14 protein-coding genes, 2 tRNA genes and 1 rRNA gene are annotated in these 17,064 nt (G+C 58.1%); 10 read left to right on the forward strand and 7 right to left on the reverse strand.

Annotation, left to right across the window (positions count from 1 at the left end):
* Positions 1–97: 97 nt before the first annotated feature.
* The 5 genes from HQ912_RS00510 to HQ912_RS00530 all read right to left on the reverse strand — a co-directional run bounded on the left by HQ912_RS00510 (position 98) and on the right by HQ912_RS00530 (position 4,962).
* Positions 98–173: transfer RNA gene (locus HQ912_RS00510), tRNA-Ala, on the reverse strand.
* A gap of 10 nt (positions 174–183) precedes the next feature.
* A tRNA-Ile gene (locus HQ912_RS00515) sits at positions 184–260 on the reverse strand.
* A 123-nt stretch (positions 261–383) separates the two neighbouring features.
* Positions 384–1,920: ribosomal RNA gene (locus HQ912_RS00520) — 16S ribosomal RNA — on the reverse strand.
* Positions 1,921–2,546: 626 nt separating this feature from the next.
* Positions 2,547–3,767: a CaiB/BaiF CoA transferase family protein gene (locus tag HQ912_RS00525; RefSeq protein WP_076383120.1), complete on the reverse strand. Its 1,221-nt coding sequence runs from the start codon at positions 3,765–3,767 to the stop codon at positions 2,547–2,549.
* Positions 3,768–3,780: 13 nt separating this feature from the next.
* A complete protein-coding gene (locus tag HQ912_RS00530; protein WP_173406332.1) occupies positions 3,781–4,962 on the reverse strand; it encodes an acyl-CoA dehydrogenase in 1,182 nt (393 codons plus the stop codon).
* Positions 4,963–5,119: 157 nt separating this feature from the next.
* On the opposite strand from HQ912_RS00530, the gene HQ912_RS00535 reads away from it, so the two are divergent.
* The 10 genes from HQ912_RS00535 (at position 5,120) to HQ912_RS00580 (ending at position 14,941) form a co-directional block, all read left to right on the forward strand.
* A complete protein-coding gene (locus HQ912_RS00535) occupies positions 5,120–6,016 on the forward strand; it encodes a LysR family transcriptional regulator (RefSeq protein WP_047230087.1) in 897 nt (298 codons plus the stop codon).
* 434 nt (positions 6,017–6,450) lie between these two features.
* Positions 6,451–7,572, forward strand: coding sequence for a Re/Si-specific NAD(P)(+) transhydrogenase subunit alpha (locus HQ912_RS00540; RefSeq protein ID WP_047230082.1), 1,122 nt, complete (start codon positions 6,451–6,453; stop codon positions 7,570–7,572).
* 15 nt (positions 7,573–7,587) lie between these two features.
* Complete coding sequence (locus tag HQ912_RS00545; protein ID WP_003187010.1) at positions 7,588–7,911, forward strand: NAD(P) transhydrogenase subunit alpha; 324 nt, start codon at positions 7,588–7,590, stop codon at positions 7,909–7,911.
* Positions 7,911–9,347: an NAD(P)(+) transhydrogenase (Re/Si-specific) subunit beta gene (locus HQ912_RS00550; RefSeq protein WP_047230081.1), complete on the forward strand. Its 1,437-nt coding sequence runs from the start codon at positions 7,911–7,913 to the stop codon at positions 9,345–9,347. Before HQ912_RS00545 ends, HQ912_RS00550 begins: the two co-directional genes overlap by 1 nt.
* Before the next feature lie 198 nt (positions 9,348–9,545).
* The gene (locus tag HQ912_RS00555; protein ID WP_047230080.1) at positions 9,546–11,039 is read left to right on the forward strand and encodes an acetyl-CoA hydrolase/transferase family protein; all 1,494 of its coding nucleotides are present in this window, start codon (positions 9,546–9,548) and stop codon (positions 11,037–11,039) included.
* Between the two features lie 318 nt (positions 11,040–11,357).
* Positions 11,358–11,573 (forward strand): DUF1127 domain-containing protein, encoded by a 216-nt coding sequence (locus tag HQ912_RS00560; protein ID WP_047230079.1) that lies wholly within the window; start codon positions 11,358–11,360, stop codon positions 11,571–11,573.
* Positions 11,574–11,901: 328 nt separating this feature from the next.
* Complete coding sequence (locus tag HQ912_RS00565; RefSeq protein ID WP_139048752.1) at positions 11,902–12,219, forward strand: DUF2388 domain-containing protein; 318 nt, start codon at positions 11,902–11,904, stop codon at positions 12,217–12,219.
* Positions 12,220–12,327: 108 nt separating this feature from the next.
* Positions 12,328–12,636, forward strand: coding sequence for a DUF2388 domain-containing protein (locus tag HQ912_RS00570; RefSeq protein ID WP_047230077.1), 309 nt, complete (start codon positions 12,328–12,330; stop codon positions 12,634–12,636).
* A 26-nt stretch (positions 12,637–12,662) separates the two neighbouring features.
* Entirely contained in the window at positions 12,663–12,983 is a 321-nt protein-coding gene (locus HQ912_RS00575) for a DUF2388 domain-containing protein (RefSeq protein ID WP_047230076.1), read from the forward strand.
* The gene (locus tag HQ912_RS00580; protein ID WP_173406333.1) at positions 12,980–14,941 is read left to right on the forward strand and encodes a DUF4105 domain-containing protein; all 1,962 of its coding nucleotides are present in this window, start codon (positions 12,980–12,982) and stop codon (positions 14,939–14,941) included. The genes HQ912_RS00575 and HQ912_RS00580 overlap by 4 nt, the downstream gene beginning before the upstream one ends.
* A 67-nt stretch (positions 14,942–15,008) precedes the next feature.
* On the opposite strand, the gene trpA is transcribed toward HQ912_RS00580, so the two are convergent.
* Positions 15,009–15,821, reverse strand: a complete 813-nt coding sequence (gene trpA, locus HQ912_RS00585) for a tryptophan synthase subunit alpha (protein ID WP_047230074.1) — start codon at positions 15,819–15,821, stop codon at positions 15,009–15,011.
* Positions 15,821–17,053 (reverse strand): tryptophan synthase subunit beta, encoded by a 1,233-nt coding sequence (gene trpB, locus HQ912_RS00590; protein ID WP_047230073.1) that lies wholly within the window; start codon positions 17,051–17,053, stop codon positions 15,821–15,823. The genes trpA and trpB overlap by 1 nt, the downstream gene beginning before the upstream one ends.
* Positions 17,054–17,064: the final 11 nt, after the last annotated feature.

A 17,064-nucleotide genomic window follows, 5' to 3' on the forward strand; every position in this document is an offset into this window, starting at 1 on the left:
CCAAATTTTTAAAGAACGATCTAATCAAAAGACTAGAAATCAACATTCACCATCACATCGATGGAATGCTCATTTCTAAGCTTTCAGAAGCAGTTTATGGTGGAGCCAAGCGGGATCGAACCGCTGACCTCCTGCGTGCAAGGCAGGCGCTCTCCCAGCTGAGCTATGGCCCCATAACAAAATTGGTGGGTCTGGGCAGATTCGAACTGCCGACCTCACCCTTATCAGGGGTGCGCTCTAACCAACTGAGCTACAGACCCAATTTCGAGCGCGTAACTGTTAGCGTTGAGCTATCAGCTTGGAGCTTAAAGCTGCTTCTATCGTCTTCTTCAATGAATCAAGCAATTCGTGTGGGAGCTCATGAAGCAGCTGCGGTCGTCGATTAAGGAGGTGATCCAGCCGCAGGTTCCCCTACGGCTACCTTGTTACGACTTCACCCCAGTCATGAATCACACCGTGGTAACCGTCCCCCCGAAGGTTAGACTAGCTACTTCTGGTGCAACCCACTCCCATGGTGTGACGGGCGGTGTGTACAAGGCCCGGGAACGTATTCACCGCGACATTCTGATTCGCGATTACTAGCGATTCCGACTTCACGCAGTCGAGTTGCAGACTGCGATCCGGACTACGATCGGTTTTGTGGGATTAGCTCCACCTCGCGGCTTGGCAACCCTCTGTACCGACCATTGTAGCACGTGTGTAGCCCAGGCCGTAAGGGCCATGATGACTTGACGTCATCCCCACCTTCCTCCGGTTTGTCACCGGCAGTCTCCTTAGAGTGCCCACCATTACGTGCTGGTAACTAAGGACAAGGGTTGCGCTCGTTACGGGACTTAACCCAACATCTCACGACACGAGCTGACGACAGCCATGCAGCACCTGTCTCAATGTTCCCGAAGGCACCAATCCATCTCTGGAAAGTTCATTGGATGTCAAGGCCTGGTAAGGTTCTTCGCGTTGCTTCGAATTAAACCACATGCTCCACCGCTTGTGCGGGCCCCCGTCAATTCATTTGAGTTTTAACCTTGCGGCCGTACTCCCCAGGCGGTCAACTTAATGCGTTAGCTGCGCCACTAAGAGCTCAAGGCTCCCAACGGCTAGTTGACATCGTTTACGGCGTGGACTACCAGGGTATCTAATCCTGTTTGCTCCCCACGCTTTCGCACCTCAGTGTCAGTATCAGTCCAGGTGGTCGCCTTCGCCACTGGTGTTCCTTCCTATATCTACGCATTTCACCGCTACACAGGAAATTCCACCACCCTCTACCATACTCTAGCTCGACAGTTTTGAATGCAGTTCCCAGGTTGAGCCCGGGGATTTCACATCCAACTTAACGAACCACCTACGCGCGCTTTACGCCCAGTAATTCCGATTAACGCTTGCACCCTCTGTATTACCGCGGCTGCTGGCACAGAGTTAGCCGGTGCTTATTCTGTCGGTAACGTCAAAACACTAACGTATTAGGTTAATGCCCTTCCTCCCAACTTAAAGTGCTTTACAATCCGAAGACCTTCTTCACACACGCGGCATGGCTGGATCAGGCTTTCGCCCATTGTCCAATATTCCCCACTGCTGCCTCCCGTAGGAGTCTGGACCGTGTCTCAGTTCCAGTGTGACTGATCATCCTCTCAGACCAGTTACGGATCGTCGCCTTGGTGAGCCATTACCTCACCAACTAGCTAATCCGACCTAGGCTCATCTGATAGCGCAAGGCCCGAAGGTCCCCTGCTTTCTCCCGTAGGACGTATGCGGTATTAGCGTCCGTTTCCGAGCGTTATCCCCCACTACCAGGCAGATTCCTAGGCTTTACTCACCCGTCCGCCGCTCTCAAGAGGTGCAAGCACCTCTCTACCGCTCGACTTGCATGTGTTAGGCCTGCCGCCAGCGTTCAATCTGAGCCATGATCAAACTCTTCAGTTCAAACATCTTTGGGTTTTGAGAAAACCCTAAACTTGGCTCAGCAATCGTTGGTTACATCTTTGATTTCTCGCGGAGTAACTTGTGATGCTGATAATCTGTTGACTAGCAGTCTGACTCCACAAGCACCCACACGAATTGCTTGATTCAGTTGTTAAAGAGCGGTGGGTTGAGCCTTTCGTCTCAACCGAGGCGCGCATTCTACAGCGCCCAGTGTATCTGTCAAGCGGTTATTTTAAGAAGTTTTCAAAGTTTCCTCTGCAACTTCAACCACTTGCGCTTCCGATCTCTCGTTAGCGGGAGGCGAATTCTACAGCGTTACTCGCTGCTGTCAACACCTCTTTTTGACCGCTTTCGATCGAGAAGATCGAATCGTTAACGGAGCCAGGAAAACCGCCCCACCAACTGCTTCCCAAGCTTCGATGACCTGAAGCCCTGCGCTGCCGAAAATCGTTTAACTCATTGAAACTCAAGGAGTTTTTCGTTTCGACTGCGCCGGAAGTGGGGCGAATTATAGACTTCCAGAATTTGCCGTCAACCCTTAATTTCGTTTTTCTATCAATAAGTTGCAGGGCATTCGAAAAAGCCACCGCGCCCCTCAAAAAGCCTCTTCTATATAGAAGAGAGAATCAGAGCACCCCAGCCTCTCTCAACCCCGTCACCATCGCCTCATCCAACCCCAATACTCGCTGCAGGACATCCCGCGTGTGCTCCCCTAATAAAGGAGGCGCATTGCGATATTCCACCGGGGTCTCGGACAGCCGGATCGGGTTGGCAACCTGCGGCACTTTACCCGCCAGTGCATGAGGCAACTCCATCGCCAGCCCACGCGCCTGGACCTGAGGATCAGCAAACACCTGGGACAAATCGTTGATCGGCCCACAGGGCACACCAGCCTGCTCCAACTGAGCGACCCATTCGGCAGTGGTCTTGAATACCGTCGCCTGGCGAATCAAAGGTATCAATACTGCACGGTTCGCCACCCGCAACTTGTTTGTCGCAAAACGCGGGTCATCAGCCCACTGCGGCTGACCCGCGACCTCGGCGAACTTTCGGAACTGACCGTCATTGCCTACCGTAAGGATGAAGTCACCGTCAGCCGTAGGAAAGTCCTGATAAGGCACTATGTTCGGATGAGCGTTGCCCAACCGCTTCGGCGCGTTGCCCGTGGTCAGGTAATTCATCGCCTGGTTCGCCAGGCAAGCCACTTGAACGTCCAGCAAGGCCATGTCGATATGCTGCCCGCCGCCGGCATGATCGCGGTGAGCCAACGCTGCCAGGATGGCCACGGTCGAATAGACACCAGTCAGGATATCCGTCAGCGCCACCCCTACCTTCACCGGGCCCGCCCCCGCATCACCTTCAGGCCGGCCGGTGAGACTCATCAAGCCCCCCAACCCCTGGATCATGAAGTCATATCCGGCGCGCTTGGCGTAAGGACCGGTTTGACCAAACCCGGTAATCGAGCAATAGATCAGTTGCGGGTTGATCGCCTTCAGCGAGTCGTAGTCCAGGCCATAAGCCGCCAGCCCACCTACCTTGAAGTTCTCAATCAGAATGTCGGACTTGGCCGCCAACTCCCGCACCAACCTTTGCCCCTCGGGGTGCGTGAAATCGATGGTCACCGATTGCTTGTTGCGATTGGCCGACAAGTAATAGGCCGCCTCGGTGGTATTCTCGCCAGACGCATCCTTCAGGAACGGCGGTCCCCAGGCGCGCGTATCGTCGCCACCACCCGGCCGCTCGACCTTGATGACCTCAGCTCCCAGGTCCGCCAGGATCTGACCAGCCCACGGCCCGGCCAGCACCCTCGATAAATCCAGTACCCGCAGATGCGAAAGCGCGCCCATGCCGTTCCCCCTATTAATTGAACGCCTGGATACCGGTTTGCGCACGCCCCAGGATCAGTGCATGAACGTCATGAGTACCTTCGTAAGTGTTCACCACTTCCAGGTTGACGAGATGGCGAGCGATGCCGAACTCATCGGAGATGCCATTGCCACCCAGCATGTCCCGCGCCATGCGAGCAATATCCAGGGACTTGCCGCAGGAGTTGCGCTTCATGATCGATGTGATTTCAACAGCGGCCGTACCCTCATCCTTCATACGACCCAGACGCAGGCATCCTTGCAGGGCAAGGGTGATTTCAGTCTGCATGTCGGCCAGTTTTTTCTGGATCAACTGAGTGGCAGCCAAAGGACGACCAAACTGCTGCCGATCCAGGGTGTACTGGCGCGCGGTGTGCCAGCAGAATTCGGCAGCACCCAAGGCCCCCCAGGAGATGCCATAGCGAGCCGAGTTCAGACAGGTAAAAGGCCCTTTCAGCCCACGCACATCAGGAAAGATGTTTTCTTCTGGAACGAAGACGTTATCCATGACGATCTCGCCAGTGATCGAAGCGCGCAGACCGACCTTGCCGTGAATCGCCGGCGCACTCAGGCCTTTCCAGCCTTTCTCGAGAACAAAACCACGGATGTCACCGGCGTCGTCCTTACCCCAGACGACAAATACATCAGCAATCGGACTGTTGGTGATCCACATCTTGCTACCCGTGAGGCTGTAGCCGCCTTCCACTTTGCGCGCACGGGTAATCATCGCTCCCGGGTCGGAACCGTGGTTCGGCTCTGTCAGACCAAAGCAACCGATCCACTCGCCGGAAGCCAGCTTCGGCAGGTACTTCTGCTTTTGAGCTTCGGTACCGAACTCATTGATCGGCACCATGACCAACGAGGACTGCACGCTCATCATCGAGCGATAACCTGAATCAACGCGTTCCACTTCACGAGCGATCAAGCCATAGCTGACGTAGTTCAAGCCGCTGCCACCGTACTGTTCAGGAATGGTTGCGCCCAACAAGCCGACCTCACCCATCTCACGAAAAATCGCCGGGTCGGTTTTTTCATGACGGAACGCTTCCAACACCCGCGGCGCGAGCTTCTGTTGGGCGAACTGCTCGGCAGTGTCGCGAATCATGCGTTCTTCTTCGGTGAGTTGCTGGTCCAACAACAATGGATCAATCCAGTTGAAACTCGCTTTACCGGCCATGAAAGAATCCTCGCCAATCAGATTAAAAATCGTGGATTGATCCTAGGCGCGCTTTCCTATCAGAGCAAACGAGGATTACGCACGCTCTTGTGCTAATTTCTCACTCCGTAAACGCCCTGCACCCCGTTTACGACCCTGACGAGTGAGGTTGATGTACATGCGTAGAAAAATCCCCAGCACCGCCGCCCTGGTCAGCTTCGAGGCCGCCGCACGTCATGAGAGCTTCACCAAGGCCGCACAGGAGCTTTCCCTCACACAGGGTGCTATTTGTCGACAGATCGCCAGCCTGGAGGACTTCCTCGGTGTGGAGTTGTTCCGACGCTCACGGCGGGGAGTCAAACTGACAGAGGCCGGACTCTCCTACAGCCGCCGCGTTGCCACTCAACTGGACGCCGTGGAGCGCGATACTCTTTCAGTGATGGGGCATACCGGCGCCAACGTGATAGAGCTGGCAGTGGTTCCGACGTTTGGTACTCAATGGCTGCTACCGCGCCTCAAGGACTTCCAACAGCAGCATCCAGAAGTCACGGTCAATCTGACCAATCGCACGCGGCCGTTTCTCTTTGCGGATACGGATTTTGACGCAGCCATTTATTTCGGCGATGCGGACTGGTCCGGTACCGAATCCCACAAGCTGATGGGAGAAAACCCGATGCCCGTGTGCAGCCCTACCTTACTGGGCAACCGGAACAGCCTGACACCGCAAGCCATCGCCGAACTGCCCCTACTTCAGCAAACCACCCGCCCGTATGCGTGGCGCCAGTGGTTCAACTCACAAAACCTCAATATCGCGCGAGACCTGACAGGCCCGCGTTATGAACTATTCTCCATGCTTGCCCAAGCGGCGATGCATGACATGGGAATCGCCTTGATTCCACCTTTTTTGATCCAGCGCGAGCTGGCCGAGAAACGATTGGTCGTTGCCAATCGAAATGCCTTGTCGAGCATCAAGGCCTACTACCTGATGATCCCCGAACGAAAGGTCGAATCGGCCTCTCTGAGGGCTTTTCGCGATTGGCTGGTCAATCAAGCTAGTAGCTACAGCCTTGATTAACAAGGAAAAACTCTATATCCGACTCCGGTAGTAAGCTAATCAAAAGCGCTACAGATATAAATTTATGTCGCATACAGTCAATCTGTTACGAAATCAGTACCGTAGTCTCATAACCGTTCAAATACGTGGCTTTGAGCCACGTTACGCAGCTCATCAGGGTTCATTCACGTCGCCAATGGAAAAATCGTCAAATTTGGCCTGAAACCCTGGAAAGCCCAGCCTACAAGGGATATATGCCGATCATTGCGACATTCGGTCACAGGGTGACTTGTAGTTAATTTTCCGTCACCCGTCATAATCCCTTGAAGGGCTGAATTTTCGCCTGCAAAATGCCGCGCCCCGCCTGATTCGGCGGGATCGTGCTGATCGGCCGCCCCAGCCGCACCATCCGAAGTGCCTGGGTTTACTCAATAAGATCACGCAGGAGATTTGACGTGCACATTGGTGTTCCTCTCGAAACCCAGACGGGTGAAACGCGGGTTGCTGCAACCCCGGAAACCATCAAGAAGCTGATCGGCCAAGGCCATAAGGTCACTGTTCAAAGCGGCGCCGGCATCAAGGCCAGCGTTATCGACAGTGCCTATGAAGCAGCGGGCGCCACCATTGGCAGCGCCAGTGATGCTTTCGGGGCCGAACTGATTCTCAAGGTGGTCGCCCCCAGCGACAGCGAACTGACGCTGATCAAGAGCGGCACCGTTCTGGTGGGCATGCTCAATCCGTTCAATAACGAAACCATTGCCAAGCTGGCCGAACGCGGCATTACCGCTTTCGCCCTTGAGGCTGCACCACGTACCTCCCGTGCCCAGAGCCTGGATGTGCTGTCGTCTCAAGCGAACATTGCCGGCTACAAGGCCGTGCTGCTGGCCGCCCACCATTATCCACGCTTCATGCCGATGCTGATGACCGCCGCGGGTACCGTGAAAGCGGCGCGGGTGCTGATTCTCGGTGCTGGCGTGGCTGGGTTGCAGGCGATTGCCACGGCCAAGCGCCTGGGTGCGGTGATCGAGGCGTCGGACGTGCGTCCGGCAGTGAAGGAACAAATCGAATCCCTCGGCGCCAAGTTCGTCGATGTACCTTACGAAACCGACGAAGAGCGTGAATGCGCCGTCGGCGTTGGCGGCTACGCCCGGCCCATGCCTGCCAGCTGGATGCAGCGCCAGGCCCAGGCCGTGCACGAGCGCGCCAAGCAGGCTGACATCGTCATCACCACCGCATTGATTCCGGGCCGCAAGGCACCGACTTTGCTCAGTGCCGAAACCGTCGCACAGATGAAACCCGGCTCGGTGGTCATTGACCTCGCGGCAGCCCAGGGCGGTAACTGCCCGCTGACCGTGGCCGATCAGGTGGTGATCGAAAATGGCGTGACCATTTGCGGTCCGACCAACCTGGCCGGCGAAGTCGCGGCAGACGCTTCGGCGCTGTACGCCCGTAACCTGCTGGACTTCCTGAAGCTGGTCTTCACCAAGGAAGGTCAGTTCGACGTGAACCTGGAAGACGACATCGTCGCCGCGTGCCTGATGTGCCGCGACGGCCAAGTCATCCGCAAAAACGCCTAAGCAGGGATTCAGACAATGGAAGAGCTTATCTCCCCCGGTATCTACAACCTGATCATCTTTGTGCTGGCGATTTATGTCGGTTACCACGTGGTCTGGAACGTAACGCCCGCGCTGCACACACCGCTGATGGCGGTGACCAATGCCATTTCGGCCATCGTGATCGTCGGCGCCATGCTTGCCGCCGCACTGACCGTGACCCCGCTGGGCAAGACCATGGGCACCCTCGCCGTGGCCCTGGCCGCAGTGAACGTGTTCGGTGGCTTTCTGGTGACGCGCCGCATGCTTGAGATGTTCAAGAAAAAAGCCCCGAAAGCCGTAAAAGAAGAGGCGCCCAAGTAATGAGCATGAACCTGGTAACGACGCTCTACCTGATCGCGTCGATCTGCTTCATCCAGGCCCTCAAAGGCCTGTCGCACCCCACTACATCTCGCCGAGGCAACCTGTTCGGCATGCTCGGCATGGCGCTGGCGGTGCTCACTACCGTGGGTCTCATCTATAAGTTGGGCGCCGAGCTGGCTACCGCAGGCATCGGCTATGTGATCGTCGGTCTGCTGGTCGGCGGCACTGCCGGGTCGATCATGGCCAAGCGCGTCGAGATGACCAAGATGCCCGAGCTGGTGGCGTTCATGCACAGCATGATCGGCCTGGCCGCGGTATTTATCGCGATCGCCGCCGTGGTCGAGCCGCAGTCCCTGGGCATCGTCAAGCAACTGGGGGATTCAATTCCGGCCGGTAACCGTCTGGAGCTGTTCCTTGGCGCCGCCATCGGTGCAATCACCTTCTCCGGTTCGGTGATCGCCTTCGGCAAGCTGTCGGGCAAGTACAAGTTCCGCCTGTTCCAGGGCGCACCGGTACAGTTTGGCGGCCAGCACAAGCTCAACCTGATCCTGGGCCTGGCAACACTGGGTCTGGGCCTGATGTTCATGTTCACCGGCAACCTCGGGGCATTCGCCCTGATGCTGGCCCTGGCGTTTGTGCTGGGCGTGCTGATCATCATCCCGATCGGCGGTGCGGACATGCCGGTGGTGGTGTCGATGCTCAACAGCTATTCCGGCTGGGCTGCAGCGGGTATCGGCTTCTCGCTGAACAACTCGATGCTGATCATCGCCGGCTCCCTGGTGGGTTCCAGCGGTGCGATCCTCTCGTACATCATGTGCAAGGCGATGAACCGTTCGTTCTTCAACGTGCTGCTCGGCGGTTTCGGCAACACGGCGGATGCCGCTGGCCCGGCAGGCTCCAAAGAAGCCCGTCCGGTGAAATCCGGCTCGGCTGACGACGCCACCTTCCTGCTGACCAACGCCGATACCGTGATCATCGTGCCGGGCTATGGCCTGGCGGTGGCACGGGCGCAGCACGCGCTGAAAGAGCTGACCGAGAAGCTGACCCATCACGGCGTGACCGTCAAATACGCGATCCACCCAGTGGCCGGTCGTATGCCCGGGCACATGAACGTATTGCTGGCCGAGGCCGAAGTGCCTTACGACCAGGTGTTCGAGATGGAAGACATCAACTCCGAGTTCGGCCAGGCCGACGTGGTGCTGGTACTGGGTGCCAACGACGTGGTCAACCCGGCGGCGAAGAACGATCCGAAGTCGCCGATTGCCGGCATGCCGATCCTCGAAGCCTTCAAGGCCAAGACCATCATCGTCAACAAGCGCTCGATGGCCAGCGGTTACGCCGGCCTGGACAACGAGCTGTTCTATCTCGACAAGACCATGATGGTGTTCGGTGACGCCAAGAAGGTCATCGAAGACATGGTCAAAGCGGTGGAATAACGCTCACTGCTTCGCCACTAACGCCCCGACTTGTCGGGGCGTTTTGATTTGTATCAAGGCCGAACGTTACCGATCCGGTAATAATGTTTTGCCTGAAACGCCCGTAATAGACGCCTTAAATGCGACTTTTGTAGCGGGTCGGGCACGGCGCGAATTCACTAGACTGCGCATCCAGCTTCCAGCCCGAGATAACCACCCATGTACCGTGATCGCATCCGCCTGCCTTCGTTGTTGAACAAAGTGATGAGCGCTGCCGAAGCAGCCTTGCTGATTCAGGACGGCATGACCGTCGGCATGAGCGGTTTCACCCGCGCCGGAGAAGCGAAAGCAGTGCCCCACGCCCTGGCTGAGCGCGCCAAGGTCACGCCACTGAAAATCAGCCTGATGACCGGTGCGAGCTTGGGGAACGACCTCGACAAGGAACTCACCGAAGCCGGCGTACTGGCCCGGCGCATGCCATTCCAGGTCGACAGCACGTTGCGCAAGGCGATCAACGCTGGCGAGGTGATGTTCATCGACCAGCACCTGTCGGAAACCGTCGAGCAATTGCGTAACGCCCAGCTCAAGTTGCCGGACATTGCAGTGATCGAAGCCGTGGCCATTACCGAGCAAGGCCATATCGTGCCCACCACCTCGGTGGGCAACTCGGCCAGCTTCGCTATTTTCGCCAGGCAGGTCATTGTTGAAATCAACCTGGCCCACAACCCTGATCTGGAAGGGTTGCATGACATCTATATCCCGACCTATCGCCCGACCCGCACACCGATTCCCTTGGTGAAGGTCGACGACCGTATCGGCAGCACCGCCATCCCGATACCGCCGGAAAAAATCGCCGCCATTGTCATCACCAATCAGCCGGATTCGCCTTCGACAGTCATGCCGCCGGACAGCGACACCCAGGCCATTGCCGATCATTTGATCGGCTTCTTCAAACAGGAAGTCGCCGCCGGGCGCATGACCAATAAACTCGGTCCATTACAGGCCGGGATCGGCAACATCGCCAATGCCGTGATGTGCGGGCTGATCGACTCCCCATTCGAAGACTTGACCATGTATTCCGAGGTCCTGCAGGACTCCACATTCGACCTGATCGACGCCGGCAAACTGAGCTTCGCCTCTGGCAGCTCCATTACGCTGTCGGGCCGGCGCAATGCCGACGTATTCGGCAATCTGGAGAAGTACAAGGACAAGCTGGTCCTGCGCCCCCAGGAAATTTCCAACCACCCCGAGGTGGTACGCCGCCTTGGCATCATCGCCATCAATACGGCACTGGAGTTCGACCTCTACGGCAACGTCAACTCCACCCATGTCTGCGGCACGCGGATGATGAATGGGATAGGCGGCTCGGGGGACTTTGCGCGTAATGCGCATCTGGCGATTTTCGTGACCAAGTCGATCGCCAAGGGCGGCGCAATTTCCAGTGTCGTGCCGATGGTCAGCCACGTGGACCATACCGAGCACGATGTCGACATCCTGGTGACGGAGATTGGCCTGGCCGACCTGCGTGGCCTGGCGCCAAGGGAGCGGGCGCGGGTGGTCATCGACAATTGCGTGCATCCGTCCTATCGCCAGGCATTGAACGAGTATTTTGAAGCGGCGTGCGCCTTGGGCGGACATACACCGCACATCCTGCGCGATGCACTGAGTTGGCACCTGAATCTGGAAGAGACCGGGCAGATGCTGGCGGTTTAATACAGCTGGATCACCCTGGCAGCAAATACAGTTTTCACTGGCCATCGCTTTCAGCCCACAAACCACAAAAACTGTACTACTGTACCTGTGATTTCCTACAGCAAACTCCTACACATCTCCGCTTTCACAGCAAAAACGCACGAAAATAGTGCACACAGGTACAGTTGCCTCAATATTGACCAGTACACCACCGTTTAACAGTTAACTGGTCTCTCACATTACAGGTGAACTGTATCTAGAGAGACTGGCCAAACGAGAGGATCATGGGCACCAGTTAAACCACTACCTAATCCCGCCATAAGCGGAAGGATGTCAACCATGGAACGTACACTCAGTTCCGAGCTGTTCTTCGAAGACAAAGCTGAAAAAAACCAGGCTTCCCTGCCTCTTCGCGTTATCGCTAACCTGATGTTGTGGCAGCGCCGCATCGCCAGCCGCCACCAACTGGCCCGTCTGGATGCACGCCTGCTGGCTGACGCCGGTATCAGCGAAGCACAACGCTACGAAGAGCTGAGCAAGCCGTTCTGGCGCTAACTCAGCGTCGCTGGCCCTGACCCATCGGGTCCACCGCCAGCACCGAATTGAACAAACAAGACCCGTCGCGGGAAACCGCGACGGGTCTTGTCGTTTCAGAGGCCTGGTTTTGCCAAAAACCACGCACCTGCACAGTTAAGAATAGTTAGAAAATAACCAGTACAGTTTTATCGAGCTGTTGTAGAAGCGTGGAAATTGCCAATGGCCAAGCTGTCATCCACCTCGTTCTGACCTAATATCGAAACGAACGTGGCGAAGCGGGTCGAGCATGCGTCTTCTCTTCCAGCTACACGCACCGGCACCACTTCATTATTCAAGGAGTTTCATCATGATCCGTCTTCGTCTGCTCAGCGCCGCCGCCCTGCTGGCCGTAGCCGCCCACTCCAATGCCAGTAGTTTTATCGTCACCACCGACTCCCTCGTGGGTGCGCTCAAGGCCACTTCCGACGCAACGTCCGATATCACTTCGTCGTTTCGCGACGACAAAATTGTCCTGGCCGCTCGTGACGATGCTGCCAGTTTCGTCGCCACTAACGGCGCCATCCGTGGTGTGAAACTGGAAAGCGCTCTGGATTACATCCGTCAGCAGGCACCGCAGTTGAACGCCTCCGACGCACAGCTGGCCCAAGCCATCCTGGTGATCTGATTCCAGACATGAAACATCGGGACGCCAATGGTGTTCCGATGTTTCAGCGCTGGCTCTGGCGCAGTGGTTTGCGCTAGCCTTCGGACTCACCATCAACAGTCGAGTCCCATGCGTTTCTACTCAGATCTGTCCCTCGCTTTTTTCTTCAGCGCTTTATGCTGGTCCGTTCCGGCCCATGCTTTCGATGTCTCCACCCAGCAAGTCGTGATCAGCGGCTATGCCACGAGCATGGTGACCTCCGCGCCCTTCGACCATAAACTGATCGCCGCCGCCCACGATGACGCTGCGGCATTCGTTGCCAGCGATGGGCAGTTGAGAGGTGCGCAACTGGAGTCGGCCCTGGATTATCTACACCGGACCCAACCAAAACTTCACGTCAGCGACCTTGAACTGGCACAGGCAATTCTCGTCCAATAGTTATCTTTATTCTTCGGAGTCGTTCCATGCGTAGCCCGCTGATTGCTGCCACCCTAGGCCTGCTGGTGTTGGCCGATGTGGCCCAGGCACAAACCCTGGTAGCCACCAGTAACATCGTCGTTCGCGCCTCCCAGCGCACGATCGATTTCACCTCCGACACCACCACATCCATCCGTGACTCGAAAATCGTTCGTGAAGCCCATGACGATGCGGCCAGTTTCGTCGCCAGTAACGGGGAAATTCGTGGCGCTCACCTCGAGGCCGCCTTCGACACCTTGCGCACCCGCGTACCGGAAGCCCGCGACGCCAGTGACCAGGTTCTCGCCGAAGCCATCCTCGCATTGTGAGGCCGTTCGCCGTCTGGCTGACGGCCGGGGTCGTGCTGCTCTTGAGCAGCACCGCCCAGGCCGGCCTGCAACTGCACCTTAACGACGAAGGACTGACCCCGGCGCAACAGCAGGCCAGCCAGGCGCTGCTCGATGAAGCGATGCAGGCCCTGCCGCCGCGATTCATCGAACAGCTGGACCGACGCATCAATGTGGGCTGGACCGACCGGATGCCCACCAACGCCTACGGCCAGGCCTCGCTGGTGTCGCAGTTGGACCTCAATCGCAACCTGCTCGACAGCCTCACCGACGGCAGTGCCGCCGCGCAAAAGACCCATCGGCCCCACGGCACCGTGCGGCGGGAAATGCTCGCCACGGTCCTGCATGAACTGACCCACATTTATGATCGCTCGCGTTTATGGCCAAACGCCGAACGCGCGCTGATCCAACGCTGCACCCGACGCACCAGCAGCGCCGGGCTGATCGGCCTTCCCGATGAATGCCGGGGCCAGAACGACCGCCGCTTCACCCTCAGTGATGATCCCCGCTTGCTGGACCTCGCCGGCTGGCCGCAATACGTCGGCCGTCGTGGTGAACGGGAACAGCATAATCGCCAGGTCGCCCGCAGCCCGGACATCTACGAAACGAGCAGCCCCAAGGAGTTCGTCGCGGTCAACATGGAGTACTTTCTCCTGGACCCGAGTTATGCCTGCCGACGGCCAGCACTGTATCGCTATTATCAGGAACACTTTGGCTGGGCCCCCGCCGCCAAGAATACCTGCGCCCCGTCATTCGCGTTCCTCAACGCCGGCAACGACTTTGCCAAGACGCCACTGGGCAAGGTTGATCCAGAGCGGGTCTACGCCATCGATTACCTCTTGGCCGAAGCCAACCAGAACTGGGTCAGCCGCTGGGGCCACAGCATGCTGCGGCTGGTGATCTGCGCGCCGGACCGCCCCCGTGGGCCGGATTGCCGGCTGGATCTGGATCAACACCTGGTGCTGTCATACCGCGCCTTCGTGGGCGATGTGCAGCTGTCGAGCTGGGATGGCCTGGTGGGCAAATACCCGTCGCGCCTGTTCGTACTGCCGCTGGCCCAGGTCATCGATGAATACACCAAGACCGAACTGCGCAGCCTGGCCTCGGTGCCGCTGAACCTGACACGGTCCGAAATCGAGGACACGGTTGAACACGCCGCCGAAATGCACTGGAGCTATGACGGCAACTATTACTTCCTGTCCAACAACTGCGCGGTGGAAAGCCTGAAATTGCTGCGCAGCGGCAGCAACAATGCGCAGCTCAAGGGGCTGGACAGCATCATGCCCAACGGTTTGCTGGAAGTGCTCAAGGGGCGCGGCCTGGCGGATACCAGCGTGCTCAATGATCCCAAGGAGGCCTTGCGCCTGGGTTACCGCTTCGACTCTTTCCGCGAGCGGTACCAGGCCATGTTCGAGGTGTTGAAGAAACACTTGCCGATCAAGCAACAAAACGTGGAAGACTGGCTGGCCCTGAGCGCCGCAGAACGCCGGCCATGGTTTGAACGGGCCGACCTGCGCACCAGCGCGGCGTTACTCCTGCTGGAACAGGCCAGCTATCGCCGACAACTGTTATTGGCCCAGGATGAGGTCAAACAGCGTTACCTCGGTGCCCGGGAGTTGCAGAACGGCGGCATGGAAAGGGCCAACGCAACACTGCAACAGATCCTCGCCAACAGCGGTTTCCTGAGCCGTCCCGCCGAGTTGCTGGGCAGCAGCGGTTACGGGCTGCCGCAGCCCAGCGAATGGCAGCGACTGGAATCCGAAAGCAGCTTGCGTCAGAAACAGCTTCAAACACTGACAGGGGATTTGGATAAGGAAGTCAGGGCCTTGCTTGAGCCAAGCCGCGCGGCAGAAATCAGTGCCAGTGAGGCTAACGTCAAAGAGATAGGCGAGCATTTGCGTAAGCTGCACAAGGCGGGTGGCGGGTTGGAGTTGCCTTGAAGCCACAAAGGGGTTCAGAACCGAGTTCTGAACCCCTTTTTTATTACTGGCAGACTCAATCAGGCAATCAGCTAATCCGCGCCTTACGCACCCCATCAGCCAAGGCAGCACATAGGCTCAACACCCCATCGATCGCCTGCTCCGGCGTCTCAGCGCTGGCGATATGGTCGATCAGGGCCGAACCGACCACAACCCCGTCGGCCAACCGTGCGATGGCCGCAGCTTGTTCCGGCGTGCGAATGCCGAAACCAATGCTGATCGGCAGATCGGTGTGACGACGCAGGCGCGTCACGGCTTCTTCCACATGTTCCAGCGTCGCGGCGCCGGCGCCGGTCACGCCGGCCACCGAGACGTAATACACAAAGCCAGAACTGCCGTTGAGCACGGTCGGCAAACGCACATCATCGGTGGTCGGCGTGGTCAGGCGAATGAAGTCCAGACCGGCGGCCTGGGCCGGCTCGCACAACTCACTGTTGTGCTCAGGTGGCATGTCCACCACGATCAGCCCGTCGACGCCAGAGTCCAGCGCTTCGCCAATGAAACGCTGCACGCCGTAGCGATGGATCGGATTGAAGTACCCCATCAGCACCAGCGGCGTATCGCTATTGTCTTCACGGAACTCGCGAACCATCTGCAGGGTTTTCGCCAGATTCTGCTGTGCGCCCAAGGCGCGGATGTTCGCCAACTGGATCGCCGGGCCGTCGGCCATCGGGTCGGTGAACGGCATGCCCAGCTCAATCACGTCAGCACCCGCCGCCGGCAGGCCCTTGAGGATCGCCAGCGAGGTGTCGTAGTCCGGGTCGCCAGCGGTCACGAAAGTCACCAGGGCGGCGCGGTTCTGTTCTTTGAGTTCGGCAAAACGAGTTTGCAGGCGGCTCATCAGTGTTTCTCCTGCTGGGACTGTTCCATGTGGTGCATTACGGTTTGCATGTCTTTGTCGCCACGGCCGGACAGGTTGACCACCATCAGGTGATCCTTGGGCAGGTTCGGGGCACGCTTGAACACTTCAGCCAGGGCATGGGCGCTTTCCAGGGCAGGAATGATTCCCTCCAGGCGACAGCATTTGTGAAAGGCTTCCAGGGCTTCGGCGTCGGTGACAGAGGTGTACTGGACTCGACCAATGTCGTGCAACCAGGCGTGTTCAGGGCCAATACCCGGGTAATCGAGGCCAGCGGAAATCGAATGGGCATCGATGATCTGGCCGTCGTCGTCCTGCAACAGGAAAGTACGATTGCCGTGCAATACACCGGGGACGCCGCCGTTCAGGCTGGCAGCATGCTTGCCGGTCTCGATACCGTAGCCGGCGGCTTCGACGCCGATGATTTCCACGCTCTTGTCGTCCAGGAACGGATGGAACAGGCCCATGGCGTTGGAGCCCCCGCCGATGCACGCCACCAGGCTGTCGGGCAAACGACCTTCCTGGGCTTGCAACTGATCGCGGGTTTCCTTGCCAATCACTGCCTGGAAGTCGCGGACCATGGCCGGGTACGGGTGCGGGCCGGCCACGGTGCCGATCAGGTAGAACGTGCTGTCAACGTTGGTCACCCAGTCGCGCAGCGCCTCGTTCATAGCATCCTTGAGGGTACCGGTGCCGGCGACCACCGGGATGACTTCGGCACCGAGCAGCTTCATGCGGAACACGTTGGCCTGCTGGCGCTCGATGTCGGTGGTCCCCATGTAGATCACGCAATCCAGACCGAAACGTGCGGCCACGGTCGCCGTGGCCACGCCGTGCATGCCGGCGCCGGTCTCGGCAATGATGCGTTTCTTGCCCATGCGCCGCGCCAGCAGGATCTGGCCGATGCAGTTGTTGATCTTGTGCGCGCCAGTGTGGTTCAGCTCTTCGCGCTTGAGGTAGATCTTGGCGCCGCCGCAGTATTCGGTCAGGCGCTCAGCGAAATACAGCGGGCTTGGGCGTCCGACGTAGTCACGCTGGAAGTAGGCCAGTTCTTCAATGAACGCCGGATCTTCCTTCGCCGCTTCGTATTCGCGGGCCAGATCGAGGATCAGCGGCATCAGGGTTTCGGCCACATAACGACCGCCGAATGCACCGAACAGACCGTTGGCGTCCGGGCCACTGCGCAGGTTGAAAGGGGTTGTAGGCTGGGTCATCGGGCGCTCCA

The organism is Pseudomonas sp. MPDS (assembly GCF_013283895.1).
Taxonomy (GTDB): domain Bacteria; phylum Pseudomonadota; class Gammaproteobacteria; order Pseudomonadales; family Pseudomonadaceae; genus Aquipseudomonas; species Aquipseudomonas rhizophila.